We start from the raw sequence: 13204 nt of genomic DNA on the forward strand, positions 1-13204 counted from the left end.
ATGAGAGAATTAGTTGTAAAAGACAATGCCTTAATCAATGCAAGCTATAATTTGGATTTAGTAGAACAACGTTTAATCTTATTGGCGATTGTTGAAGCAAGAGAAAGTGGCAAAGGGATTAATGCTAATGATCCCCTTGAAGTACATGCAGAAGGTTATATCAATCAATTTGGCGTACACCGCAATACTGCTTATCAAGCCTTAAAAGATGCCTGTAATGATTTATTCGCAAGACAATTCAGTTATCAGAAAATAAATGAAAGAGGGAATATTGAGAATTATAGATCCCGTTGGGTTAGTGAAATTGGATATGTAGATAATGAAGCCGTGGTTAAGCTTATTTTTGCCCCAGCAATAGTCCCATTAATTACACGCTTAGAAGAACACTTCACTAAATACGAATTACAGCAAGTTAGTAATCTCAGCAGTGCTTATGCTGTGCGTCTATATGAGCTATTGATTGCATGGAGAAGTATCGGCTCTACTCCAGTTATAGAGCTAAGTGATTTCCGACAACGAATTGGTGTGCTTGATACAGAGTACAAGCGCATGGAGCGCTTTAAAACGAGTGTACTAGAGCTTGCTCTTAAACAAATTAACGAACATACAGATATCACTGTAAAGTATGAACAGCATAAAAAAGGGCGCTCAATTTACGGATTTTCATTCACATTTAAACAAAAGAAAGTGGATGCTCCGTCTGTAGGAAATAAAGACCCAAACACAATAGATCTATTTTCAAAATTATCAGACTCTCAACGCTATTTGTTTGCTAACAAACTTTCTGAACTCCCTGAAATGGGAAAATATTCCCAGGGCACAGAAAGCTATCAGCAATTTTCCATTCGCATTGCCGAAATGCTGCAAGATCCCGAACGCTTTAAAGAACTATACCCATACTTAAAAAAAGTGGGATATATGCCATCCAATAAAAAGGACACAGTAAATGGCTAAGTTATCGTTAAGTGAAGTATCTAAACAATTTCACGTTGATAGATCGACCATTTACAGAGCTGTACGCAATGGACGCTTATCACGCTCCAGTAATGGCCAGTTTGATCTTTCTGAAGTCATTCGATGCTTTGGAGAACCAGCACAAGCATCTCAGCAAAAAGTTACACCTAAGCAAGAAAGTGATGCCTCCACACAAAAACTCATCACTCATTTAGAGAATGAAGTTAAAAAATACCAGGAGCGCGAAGAACGTTTGATGCAGCAAATTGACCGCATGCAAACCCTCATTGAGTTAAAAAGTGTTGCACCTGCTACAGCAGTGCCACAACAAGATGCCACGGCATGCGACACATCAATGCCACGGCATGCGACAAGTAATCAAATAAATGAAAATAAAGAATATTTATATAAAAATATGACAGAAAATGTGGCAGTGCCACAACAAGATGCCACGGCATGCGACACATCAACGCCACAGCATGCCACGCTGCAAAATGTGGCAATGCCACAGTCTAAAAAACGCGGTTTATTTGGACGGGTATTCAGCGCAGTCTTTAACGAAAATTGAGCCTTCCAAGAAGGAGATCCAGCGTGAAAAAACTGAAAGAAGTTTTACAAGGCATTGCCTTTCTGCTTGCCGGTATTCCCATCATGATCATTGCCAGCATCATGGATCAAAAAGCCTTCAAAAAAGAACGGGAACAGCGCCAGAAAGCCCAAGAGCAAAGCAAGTGATTGTGCAGTGAGATTTATCAATCCAGGCTCAAATTGCTGATAAAATAGGCATATTGGATGAATGATCCACTAAAAAGCCCGGTTTGTGCAAACCGGGCTTTTCAGCGGATCTCAAGATCTTGATTTAATTAAAATTATTGAGAGCATTTCGCATAACGTGCATTATGTTAATTTTAGAAAAACTAAACTTTTAAGTAGATGAGTACTAAATTTAATATTTAATTTAGTATCATTCTCTTGACATAAGCAATCTACATTCTTTACATTAGTTCTAACGACGCCTGTAATGGAGATCATAATAATTTTATGATATACATTATGGGCTTTTCTATTTTTATTAACTAGATGAATACTTTACAAGAATATTGCAAACCATATATATCACCCCAAAAATTAGTTTTAGATTATTTAATATCTAAAAAAGGGCTAGCTATTCAAGATAATGAAATTGAATTTGCTGAACAGGCTCTATCTCAAATTAATTGGTATCATCTAAAAATTTACTTCTACCCATTCATTGAGGATTTAACTGCTGAGGAAGAACGATATAAACCTCAAACAAATTTTCGTAATGGATGGGACATTTATTTATTAGATGATGAGTTAAGAAAAATTGTAATTAAGCACACACTAAAAATAGAGTTGATTGTTAAAAGCCATATAGATCAGGCAATTACTGAGTTTACAGAAGATCCTTTTTGGTACCTCAATGATGATTACTTTATAAAAAATAAACAGCCTTATTATGAAAGAAACAAGGTTCTGGGTAGTATGAATAGCTCAGATGCAGAGTTTACAAAACATTTCCAAAAAAACTATAAAAGTCCTTATAAATCATATAGATCACTTCCTCCATTTTGGATAGCTATGGAAGTAATTACTTTTGATCAGTTTTTAAAAATTATAGAAAAAGTGAATCCCCAAATTTTTGAAAAAAGGGGAGAAAATGCTTTAGACAAATGTGCAATGAAATTAGGTGCAGAAAATTTCAAACAGCTAAAAAGTTGGCTAGAAGTTATAAAAGATATCCGAAATAAAGGGTGTCATAATAGTCGATTATGGAACGCTAATCATATGATCCCGAAGGGACTTGATATACATTCACAGCCAATAGAAAGTTTGTCTAAACCTCATAAAATATATTTAGTTACGTTAGCCATATTTTTAATGACTAAAAATTCTGTTGCGATTGATAAGAATATTAAAGAAGAATTAGAAGAGCTTTTTGAAGCTTATGGAAGCAAGATCAATGATCTAGAGAAACAAATGGGCTTCCCTGAAAGTTGGGCTACAAAGGCTATATGGACTTAATGAACCAGAATCTCTCCCCATATACCATCTGTTATCGTTTCGGGTATGAGCGTTTGTGTTTTACCACATCTTCCCATGCACCTAGACGATAGCGACGATATGATCGGACGTTGACTAATTTCTCAGACATTGTCTATCTCCTATCTAATAAAGTCAGTTTTGGGAACTGACACCCATGCTTAGCTAAAAATATGCTTATACAATGGGTAAGAATTGGAGAGATTCCTTGAAGGGAATTATATCTAACTATCTATTTTTTTAAAGTTAATATTCTACTTTTTTTAAATGATCTTTAGATGCTTTTAACTCTTTAATCTTTTTTAGCCTTTCCTTTCTTTTATGGGCAGCTATATACCACTCATCAAATAACATTTCTAATAGGCTTATTAGAAGTTGAGCTTCATCTGGTTCAACATCAACAATAATATTGATATCTTTTTCCATATGAGCACCAATATTTCCTAGTGATCGAATAGAATCAATAGCTTCCCAAACTTCTGGTTCTATTTTATTTTCAATAGCTTTTATTTCTTCGAATAGATTTTTTTCTTTTACATTCCAAAAATCCCTTATCATTCCTTGAAGGCATCTTCTGGCTAATGTTGCAGAGGCCTTTGGACTTAGGTCCTTAATTAAACAAGCTTCTTCATAATCATTAATAATTACTTCTGGAATGATGGCTGTTGAATATGTTTTTGAACTGCTTTGTGGTAATAGATTCCAGGTTTTTTCTGGCTTTTCTTCGGGGGTATAATCGTATGTAGTAGCACTTTTAAAGAGTAGCGCTTTCGCTGATATTTCTTTGCATTCAGGATTCGGACAGACAACAATTATTGTATTCACCCCTACAAGACGATCATATTTATTATTGAGCCTAAATCTATGAGTACTATCACTATAATTTTCGCTAGTTACTGTACAAGTATGATTACAATAAGGACATTTCCAAGGAAAAGAAGACATATTACTTCCTATAAATTGAATTAGATTTTACTATGAATATTTGAATAATATAAGTTTATACAGTTATTTAACATAAAATCTCTTATGCGAAATTCGACTGTAAGCCCAAAGTAGAAATGTCCTAGATAAAGTGAGCTGATTAATCATTTTATTCGGCTCACAATATGAGCCGAATAGATGCTATATTTAACTCATCTGAAATTTTAGATGAGCGATTGAAAATGCAGGAATGGATCTGGCAAGCTGAAAACTGGACAAATTTTACATGGCTAGATTCAATTATCTTGCCTAAAACCAGACAGATACATCAAAAAATAGGGATTCTTCTTGGGCAAAGTCAGCATGATTTAGCAAAAGAACAGTTCACCCTAGATACTCTGCTTGCCAATCTTGTTGCCTCATCTGCAATTGAAAACGAAACTATCAATGTTTTTTCATTGCGATCATCTCTAGCTCAACGTTTAGGTGTCACACTTGAACAGCCTTATCCCAGCTCAGATCGATCAGAAGGTTTAGCTAATATCATGCTAGATGCGCTTAATGATGTTAAGCAACCACTGACTGTTGAGCGTCTCATGCAATGGCATCGTTGGCTTTTCAATGACCCAGATTGGACAATGCAACGTTTACGCATTGGTCAACTTCGAGGATCAGAGCCTATGCAGGTCGTTTCAGGTCGATTGGATTACCCTAAAGTACATTTTGAAGCACCGCCAAGAGAAGGCTTAGAAGAACGCTTAAACACCTTCATAGCGTGGTTTAATCAGAGTCTGAATGATTCATTGCTTGATCCTCTATTACGTGCAGGCATTACCCATTTATGGTTTGTTACCCTACATCCTTTTGATGATGGTAATGGACGTATTACACGTACACTTACAGACCTTGCTTTAGCTCAAATGGATGAACAAAGCATCCGTTTATATGCAATGTCTACTGCGATATTGAATAAACGTAAAAGTTACTATGAAATATTAGAACAAACCCAAAAAAATGATTCTGATATCACAGATTGGCTAGTTTGGTTTTTAGATACATTGAATGATAGCCTTGAAAAAACCTTAGCACAGATCAATCGAATATTATTTAAAAGCCAGTTTTGGCATAAATATTCAAATTTAGCCCTGAGTGAAGAACAACGCAAAGTCCTAAATCGTTTATTAGACGGTGGAGAAAATGGCTTTGAACATGGTATTAGTGCTTCACAATATCAAAAGGTTGCTAAAACAAGTAAGGCGACAGCTACTCGTCATTTATCCGACTTACTTGAGAAAGAATGTATCGTCAAATTGGAAGGTGGTGGACGTAATACACGCTACCAGATCAATACTCAGTTATAGATATTTAAGCAATAAAAAACCCCGGCATCCTGCCGGGGTTTTTCGTATTGGTTCGCTCGGTATAACTCCTGTCGTACCTTACAGTCCTTGTGCGTATCGTTGTTCTTATTATTGTCTGGAACTTCCTGTTCTCCATGTCCCCATGATATGAAATTGCAGCCAGGCCGCATAGGCGCAAAGGGCCGTAATTGCTGTGAGCATATGCGTACAAGGCCGGCTAAAAACTGTCCTCTTTTTATCCGCAGAAATTGGGGATAATTTTCTCCCTGGGAAGGACGGGAACACTGAAAAAAGTTCCAACTTGATTAAAAAATAATCAAATTTATTGGCAATAACTATCAAAACTGTTCATAAAAAAGCCGACTTATTTCATAGCCGGATTTTTGCTATCTTTCAGGTCGGTTAAAAATTTTTAACTTGTTGAAAAACAAAATCTTTTTGTATTGCGTTTCGTATAACGCCCATTATGTTAAATAGAATGTAAATTAAGCTAAAATTATGTTTTTAATGTAGACAAACCAAGAGCTGGAATAGGTGATAGTTGCGTCGATCGATGATCGTTATATTGATATCAGCGCCGGATAAGCCATTGACAGCGTCTAACCCACCGCAGCCTGCGCCGACAACAACATGATGCCGTTTGTCAGAGGCCATTTTTATTATCAGGGTCTCCTAATGTTCAGCGATTCAATGCGGCCGCATGGTGGGCCATGTGTTCGCTCAAGTAGGTCGAAATAAAGTAGTAGCTATGGTCATGACCAGGCCGCAGATTAAGCGTCAGCGGGTGGCCCACCTGTTCACACGCTGTACGCAACAGTTGCGGTCGAAGCTGGTGCTCAAGAAATTCATCGCTCAGTCCTTGATCGACAAGCAGCGGTAAGCGTTCTTGCGCCACGTGGATAAGCTCGACCGTGTCATATTGCTTCCATGCGTCCAGATTTTTTTCGCCCAAGTAAGCCGCCAGGGCCTTCTGTCCCCATGGAACTTGCGTAGGCGCCACGATAGGCGAGAACGCCGAGACACTTGCGTAGCGACCGGGGTTGCGAAGAGCAATAACCAGAGCGCCATGACCGCCCATGGAGTGCCCACTGATGCTGCGTCTTGACGACGCGGGGAAGTTCGCTTCGATCAGCGCTGGTAATTCGTCGACCACATAGGAATACATCTGATAGTGATCGCTCCAAGGTAGCTCTGTGGCGTCTACATAGAAACCCGCACCTTGACCGAGATCATAGGCAGCATCGTCTGCAACGCTTTCTCCGCGCGGGCTGGTATCTGGGGCTACGACAATGATTCCGTGCTCCGCTGCATACCGCTGCACCGAAGCCTTAGTGATGAAGTTCTGTTCGGTACAGGTCAGACCTGAGAGCCAGTACAGAACTGGGAGCTTTTCATGCTCAGCCTGAGGCGGAAGATAGATTCCAAACCTCATCATGCAGCCAAGCACTGTTGACTCATGCTGAAAAACGTCCTGCCAACCCTCGAAGCTGGCGTGATGTTCAATGCGTTCCACGGATTTTCTCCTTATTTCAACGAGGTGGTGCTCAGGCGCCAATCAAGACGACTTTTCGTCCCATTCAGGATTAGTTAAAAACGCTTCACCGCACCACTCATCAGGTTTCCAGCGTTGTCGCTGGCATGAGGATCGCTGCTACAAACCCAGACATCACCACACCACGAAGGTCGGATGTCGGCTTCAATGTACAAGCAATAAAGTGTGTAATTCAGGGAGGCACTACCGCGATGCCTATTTCGAATTCTGTGTTTCTTGCATCACGCACCGAACTTTTAGTCCGATCGTGTTTATTGACCGTCTTTGGCCATGAAGGCGAGGCAACATCTTTCTGAGCTCTAATCAGCAGATAGATATTCAGAGTACTATAAACCGTGTGGAATGAGCGGGCATGCCACACGGTTGCGGTGGAAGATGAAATCGTTTTGGCTGGAATCAGCCTTTTCACAATAACCTCACTTCCCCTAGTTTTAGACAAAGGTGTAGGCGCAGACCTTATTACCAGCAGGATCACGCAGGTAGGCCGCGTAAGCACCCGGCAGGTGGCCACGTGGGCCAGGCTGACCTTCATCGGTGCCACCAGCGGCGAGGCCGGCTGCGTGGAATGCATTCACCTCTGCAGGAGTGGCAGCTGCGAAGCCTACCGTCACACCATTGCTGGTTGGTTCTGCACCATTGCCTGGGCGGGCGATCATGAAAGCAGGTTTGTCGCGACCGTACAGAACCCAATCGTTACCAAATGGTCCTAGGTTTTTAATGCCGAGGGCACCTAAAGTGGCATCGTAGAATGCAACCGACTTATTAAGGTCGACTGCGCCGAGGAAGACATGGGAGAAAATGTCGTTACCGGAAATTACTGGAATAGCCATTAAAGTGTTTCCTTGATGGATGGTTCTGAAAAATCAGGTAGTGATCCATGGATCAATAGTGAATGACAGTACGAATCGACTTGCCTTCGTGCATCAGGTCGAACGCGTCATTGATTTCATCGAGTCCCATGGTGTGGGTGACGAATGGAGCGAGGTCGATTTCACCTTTCATCGCGTCTTCTACCATGCCTGGAAGTTGGGTACGTCCCTTGACACCGCCGAAGGCAGAGCCCTTCCAGGTCCGGCCAGTGACTAATTGGAACGGACGGGTAGAGATTTCCTTACCGGCGCCAGCAACACCGATGATGATCGATTGACCCCAGCCTCGGTGGGCTGCTTCCAGTGCCGAACGCATCACATTGACGTTGCCAATGCACTCAAAGGTATGGTCGACACCCCAGCCAGTCATTTCGATAAGAACCTCGTGAATCGGCTTCTCATAGTCTTTGGGGTTGATGCACTCGGTGGCACCAAAACTGCGTGCCAGTTCGAACTTGGATGGGTTAGTATCGATGGCGATGATGCGGCCAGCCTTGGCTTGGCGTGCACCCTGAATCGCAGCAAGACCGATACCGCCGAGGCCGAACACTGCCACGGAGTCCCCAGGCTGCACCTTAGCCGTGTTGTGCACGGCACCGATACCGGTGGTCACGCCACAACCGAGTAGGCAGACATGTTCCGGATTGGCGTCTGGGTTGATCTTAGCCAGCGATACCTCGGCAACGACGGTGTATTCGCTGAAGGTCGAGCAACCCATGTAGTGGAACAGTGGCTGACCGTTGTATGAGAAACGGGTAGTGCCGTCAGGCATCAGGCCCTTGCCCTGAGTAGCGCGCACTGCCACACAAAGGTTGGTTTTTCCTGACTTGCAAAACAGGCACTCGCCACATTCGGCGGTGTATAGTGGAATGACATGATCGCCAGGTTTCACACTAGTTACACCTTCACCGACCTCGACGACGATGCCTGCTCCTTCATGGCCCAACACGACTGGGAAGATGCCTTCTGGATCATCGCCAGAAAGGGTGAATGCATCGGTATGGCAAACGCCAGTGTGGGTGATCTTGACCAGCACCTCACCCTTGCGCGGCGGCTCGACGTCAATTTCAACTATTTCCAGAGGTTTTCCTGGCCCGAAGGCCACAGCTGCACGTGATTTCATGGAATCTTTCCTTACACAAATTTATTTTAAATATGACTTAAGAATCTTTGCTATTTCAGCAAGTTCTTCGTTTCGTTGTTGTTCTGTAGTTTCTCCAGATACTAGAGTGTCTTTTAAGTGAACCTCTAGCATCTCATTCATTAGACCATTAATGGCACCGCGTACAGAACAGATTTGTTGCAGAATGGCATTACATTCCACATTGCTTTCTAGCGCTTTTTCAATCGCTTCAGCCTGACCCTTGATTCGTCTGACACGCGTCAGAATCTTTTTTTTATCTTCGACTTGATTTGGCATAAAGCTAATTCCTTAAAGTTTCTTATAGTATAGTACCCTATAGTATATGGAATGACAAGAAACCTTTATAAACTTAATAATTGATAAAAGCTTTGAATAGCCACCAAAACTCTAGACACACATAACCATCTTTTGATGGGACTTTTCATAATCTAATGGAGAACGTTGTCCATTGGAACCATGTCTTCTTTTTGAGTTATAAAACATTTCAATATATTCAAAGATATCTGACCTCGCTTCAGTTCTTGATGCATAGTTTCTCTTCTTAACTCGTTCCCGTTTTAATAGCTGGAAAAAGCTTTCTGCAACAGCATTATCATGGCAATTGCCTCTACGACTCATACTGCATTCCAAATTATGTTGTTTAAGGAATGCTTGCCATTCATGACTGGTATATTGGCTGCCTTGGTCAGAATGAATCAAAACCTTGTTCTTTGGTTTTCTCCGCCATAAAGCCATCAATAACGCATCTAGCACAAGATCTGTAGTCATTCTTGATTTCATAGACCACCCAACAACAAGGCGTGAAAATAGATCAATTACAACAGCAAGATATAACCAACCTTCATGTGTACGAATATACGTAATGTCTGTTACCCACTTCCGATTAGGCTGAGTTGGATTAAACTGTCGTTCTAAGGTGTTTGCGGAAACAATACTTGGCGTACCTGCATAAGATCTAGGCTTGCGATAGCCGCGCTGTGATTTAAGCCCATTCGCTTTCATTAACCTATGCACCCGGTTGATACCGCAATTTTCGCCAACATCTTTCAAATCACAGTGAATCTTGCGATAGCCGTAGACTCCGCCAGATTCCAGCCAGAACTGTTTAATCAATCCTGAAAGCTGTTGTCGTTTCCTCGCAGTTTTACTAGTGGGTTGTTTCAACCATGCGTAATAACCACTGTGATGAACATCTAGAGTCGAACATAAACGACGAACAGACCATATGTGCTGATTGTCCTGAATAAAGGCATACCTCATTTGGACTGGCTTGCGAAGTACACCGCGGCTTTTTTTAATATGTCCCTTTCTTCAGTAACTCTTTGCAACTCCTTTTTTAGCTTTGCCAATTCTGAAACTGCATCCCTAGAGTCTGTGATTTTAGGTTCTTGAGGAGCATAACGCTTGATCCAAGCATAAAGACTATGCGTGGTTGTACCTAAACGTGCGGCAACTTCAGCCACGCTATGACCTTTTTCAGTCACTTGCTTTACTGCTTCAATTTTGAATTCTTCAGGGTATCGTTTGCTACTGCTCATAAGCACCTCGTTAATTAGCCATTTTATCTAACTAAAAGGTGTCTACAAAATCGGTGGCTATTCACTTATAATTAAAAAATTCTACATCTATTTTTAAATTTTTCGAAAATTAACATAATACGCGTTATACGAATCTAAGAATGGGAGCCTTTAGCTCCCATTTTTACTATATTTTTTAAAGTTTTAGGCGTGTTGTACTGTGAGTTTTAGGCCTAAAGCATTCACTACACGATTAATCGTATCAAAACGTGGTGCTGAATCATGACGTAGGGCTTTGTAGAGTGCCTCACGCCCAATTCCTGCTTCTTTAGCGATTTGAGTCATACCACGAGCTTTAGCAATAACACCAAGTGCATGAGCTAATTCAGCTGGATCATTCTCTTCAAGAACCATATTGAGATACATCACAATGTCTTCTTCAGTTTTGAGTGACTCAGCCATATCAAAACTTGGTAAATCAGCTACTTTAACCACTTTAATCCTCCAACGTTTTCGATAGTTTGACTGCAGAATTCAACGTTTTATGTCCTCATAGAATTAATCAATATTTTTGAAAATGATATTCTTTTTAAATGGGAAGTCTATAATGATAGATAAATGCAATTTAAATTAGATAGTTACCAATTTTCTAGAAATTTTATAGTTTTTCTGAAACTAACATAATACACCTTATACGAAGTCAAGAAATTGAGTCTATATCCTTAATTTTTTATTATTTTTTTAAATTTAGGAGCCTAGATTCTGGTCTAAGCTCTTAAATTTCATGTAATCGCCATTATGTTAAATAGTGATTTTTTTGTTTAGTCAAAGCAAGCAAATCCACCATATACAACTTCATTAGATAAAATTCTTGTTTCAAAATCCTTTTGAGAAAGCATCCGTTGAGCTAAATCACCATATTTCTCTTTAATATGAATAGTCCAATCTTCAAGTGGCATTTCACAAATTGGATTGAGTATCTCATCTGGATGAATTCCATCTATCAGAAATCTTTCAAATACTTTTTTTATAGCTTCCTCATAATCATTCCCACCTGTATAGCAATTTACATATGCTTTGCTTGAGACAGGCATGATAGATTTTTGTAAAGCATGAACTTTACTAGTTATGATAAATACCTTCATTCTATTTATTTAAATTCTCTAAAATTAACATAATACGCGTTATGCGAAAGGCCCGATTCATGGGCCTTTTTTGCTACTGATCAATCTTCAGTTTAGATAGAGACAGGCTATCTAATAGCTCTTTGGCTTTAGCACGCGATCTACTTATATCGCCTTTCATACCTTGCCGATCCGCTAGGGATATAGCTTTGCTTTCCTCTAAGTCATTCTCTTTTTTTTCAGCATCTTGAAAACTAGATAAGAAACCAGAGCTAGTCTCTGTTTTTGGCTTATTAGAATAAGATTCTTCTTGAGTTTTTTTATCCTGTGAGCGATATCGATATAAATAGCTTTTAAATGTATTCAAATTGAGATCTAACTCATGATCCATTTGAAGTTTTTCCACAATAGATTGTTGCGTATACCCCTCATTTATAAGTTGGTCAATGATTGGTAAAAGGAGAAAGAACCTCACACTTTTTTTCCGTTTCATATTCAGTTTTTCTAAGATGGAATATGTACAATATACAGATTAATTGCCTACTTTTTACATAAAATTTGAAACTTTTTGCTAAACTATAAAAACTATTTGCATTATTTTTGCAACTATTTACTAAAATTTTGCATCCTATTTGCATTTAAATTAAAAGAATTAAGGAATAAACGCCCTAAAAAGCTCAAAATAGCGAAAAATTCACCCAATAATTTTAAGTTTTTATTCCTATAAAGACCCTTATTTTATGGATACACCATACGCACCTTGCAGGATGCCAAAAATCAACGGTTTACAAACTTTAGAAAAGTATAAAAATTAGAAACCTCATACATAAGTAAGCCTATTACATTGATTTTTATAGTATTGCGATGCATGAAGTAAAAAACTCTTTATAACGTGGATTATAGTGAGTGCAATTCAGCCATACTCATGCTCAATTCTTCAGTTATACAAATCTAAGTTTTAAAAATTTGAGATAGCCTTTCTTTTTCTGAATGGGTAAATGGCTACGTCTGTTTTTCAATTGAATGAAGGCAGCCATAAATTGCGTTTAAATGCGTTTTAATAGCACTTAAATAGAAAACAGAGAACTTTCTTGTCTCGTATTGAAAACAAGTCTAAAAACGCAAACGAGAGCAATTGAAGCCTACTTTGATTTAAACCATAAGAACAGAACGAGTGTCTACGAGTGATACCCCCTCAATTGGAATTTTTGCCGCTCTTTCTCTGATTACAAGCTTTCTATCCATAAATCACCTTCATAGCAGAGCAGCCCGAATGGGTGCGAACTATTAGGCATTTGCTTCTAGACCGAGCGAAGCGAGTAAAAAAACTTATGAGCGAAGCGAATTCCGAGTTTCTTTTGCTTTTTCTAAGAGTCACGGAGATATTGACCGAAAATTGCCCCGGCGAATCGAGCGAAAGCGAGATTCAATAGAGTTTGAGCGAAGCGAAAACCGAGGGCAATTTTTCATACCCAGGGCTTTTAATTATTTTTAAGCTTTTAAATGCTTTTAGATATGCTGAAAGTCTTTATTAAAAGCACTTACAGAGCTTATATGACACCGTTTACCTTGCAATATGACACCGTTTACCTTGCAATATGACACCGTTTACCTTGCAATATGACACCGTTTACCTTGCTTATAGCACCAAAATTAATTATTGTGTCATAGCATAATAATTAATTTTGGTGCTTC

Annotated in this window: 14 protein-coding genes; 5 read left to right on the plus strand and 9 right to left on the minus strand. The window is 39.6% G+C overall.

What is annotated here, in order from left to right; translation table 11 throughout:
* From repM to BEN74_RS00515, 4 genes are all read left to right on the plus strand, one after another.
* Positions 1 to 954, plus strand: coding sequence for a replication initiation protein RepM (repM, locus tag BEN74_RS00505; RefSeq protein WP_068912084.1), 954 nt, complete (start codon positions 1 to 3; stop codon positions 952 to 954).
* The gene (locus tag BEN74_RS00510) at positions 947 to 1522 is read left to right on the plus strand and encodes a plasmid replication DNA-binding protein (protein ID WP_068912082.1); all 576 of its coding nucleotides are present in this window, start codon (positions 947 to 949) and stop codon (positions 1520 to 1522) included. The genes repM and BEN74_RS00510 overlap by 8 nt, the downstream gene beginning before the upstream one ends.
* A 23-nt stretch (positions 1523 to 1545) precedes the next feature.
* Positions 1546 to 1689, plus strand: coding sequence for a hypothetical protein (locus BEN74_RS19170; protein ID WP_162898102.1), 144 nt, complete (start codon positions 1546 to 1548; stop codon positions 1687 to 1689).
* Between the two features lie 345 nt (positions 1690 to 2034).
* Positions 2035 to 3000: an Abi family protein gene (locus BEN74_RS00515; protein WP_068912079.1), complete on the plus strand. Its 966-nt coding sequence runs from the start codon at positions 2035 to 2037 to the stop codon at positions 2998 to 3000.
* 264 nt (positions 3001 to 3264) lie between these two features.
* On the opposite strand, the gene BEN74_RS00520 is transcribed toward BEN74_RS00515, so the two are convergent.
* On the minus strand, positions 3265 to 3963 hold the full coding sequence (locus tag BEN74_RS00520; RefSeq protein ID WP_068912077.1) for a DUF4145 domain-containing protein: 699 nt from the start codon (positions 3961 to 3963) through the stop codon (positions 3265 to 3267).
* Between the two features lie 221 nt (positions 3964 to 4184).
* On the opposite strand from BEN74_RS00520, the gene BEN74_RS00525 reads away from it, so the two are divergent.
* Complete coding sequence (locus tag BEN74_RS00525) at positions 4185 to 5303, plus strand: Fic family protein (protein ID WP_068912092.1); 1119 nt, start codon at positions 4185 to 4187, stop codon at positions 5301 to 5303.
* Positions 5304 to 5982: 679 nt separating this feature from the next.
* On the opposite strand, the gene fghA is transcribed toward BEN74_RS00525, so the two are convergent.
* The 8 genes from fghA to BEN74_RS00580 form a co-directional block, all read right to left on the minus strand.
* Entirely contained in the window at positions 5983 to 6816 is an 834-nt protein-coding gene (gene fghA / locus BEN74_RS00540; protein ID WP_068912072.1) for an S-formylglutathione hydrolase, read from the minus strand.
* A gap of 470 nt (positions 6817 to 7286) precedes the next feature.
* Entirely contained in the window at positions 7287 to 7685 is a 399-nt protein-coding gene (locus tag BEN74_RS00550; RefSeq protein ID WP_068912070.1) for a VOC family protein, read from the minus strand.
* Between the two features lie 52 nt (positions 7686 to 7737).
* The gene (locus tag BEN74_RS00555) at positions 7738 to 8847 is read right to left on the minus strand and encodes an S-(hydroxymethyl)glutathione dehydrogenase/class III alcohol dehydrogenase (protein WP_068912067.1); all 1110 of its coding nucleotides are present in this window, start codon (positions 8845 to 8847) and stop codon (positions 7738 to 7740) included.
* A gap of 21 nt (positions 8848 to 8868) precedes the next feature.
* A complete protein-coding gene (locus tag BEN74_RS00560; protein WP_068912065.1) occupies positions 8869 to 9144 on the minus strand; it encodes a metal/formaldehyde-sensitive transcriptional repressor in 276 nt (91 codons plus the stop codon).
* A 111-nt stretch (positions 9145 to 9255) separates the two neighbouring features.
* Positions 9256 to 10406 (minus strand): IS3 family transposase gene (locus BEN74_RS00565; protein WP_228200337.1). Its coding sequence is split into 2 segments (ribosomal slippage): positions 9256 to 10166 and positions 10166 to 10406, totalling 1152 coding nucleotides; the frame shifts between segments, so codons are not numbered across the junction.
* Between the two features lie 183 nt (positions 10407 to 10589).
* Entirely contained in the window at positions 10590 to 10880 is a 291-nt protein-coding gene (locus BEN74_RS00570) for an addiction module antidote protein (protein ID WP_005093398.1), read from the minus strand.
* 326 nt (positions 10881 to 11206) lie between these two features.
* Positions 11207 to 11530, minus strand: coding sequence for a hypothetical protein (locus BEN74_RS00575; RefSeq protein WP_068912089.1), 324 nt, complete (start codon positions 11528 to 11530; stop codon positions 11207 to 11209).
* A gap of 73 nt (positions 11531 to 11603) precedes the next feature.
* Entirely contained in the window at positions 11604 to 12002 is a 399-nt protein-coding gene (locus tag BEN74_RS00580) for a hypothetical protein (RefSeq protein WP_068912087.1), read from the minus strand.
* Positions 12003 to 13204: the final 1202 nt, after the last annotated feature.

This window comes from Acinetobacter sp. WCHAc010034 (assembly GCF_001696615.3).
GTDB lineage: Bacteria > Pseudomonadota > Gammaproteobacteria > Pseudomonadales > Moraxellaceae > Acinetobacter.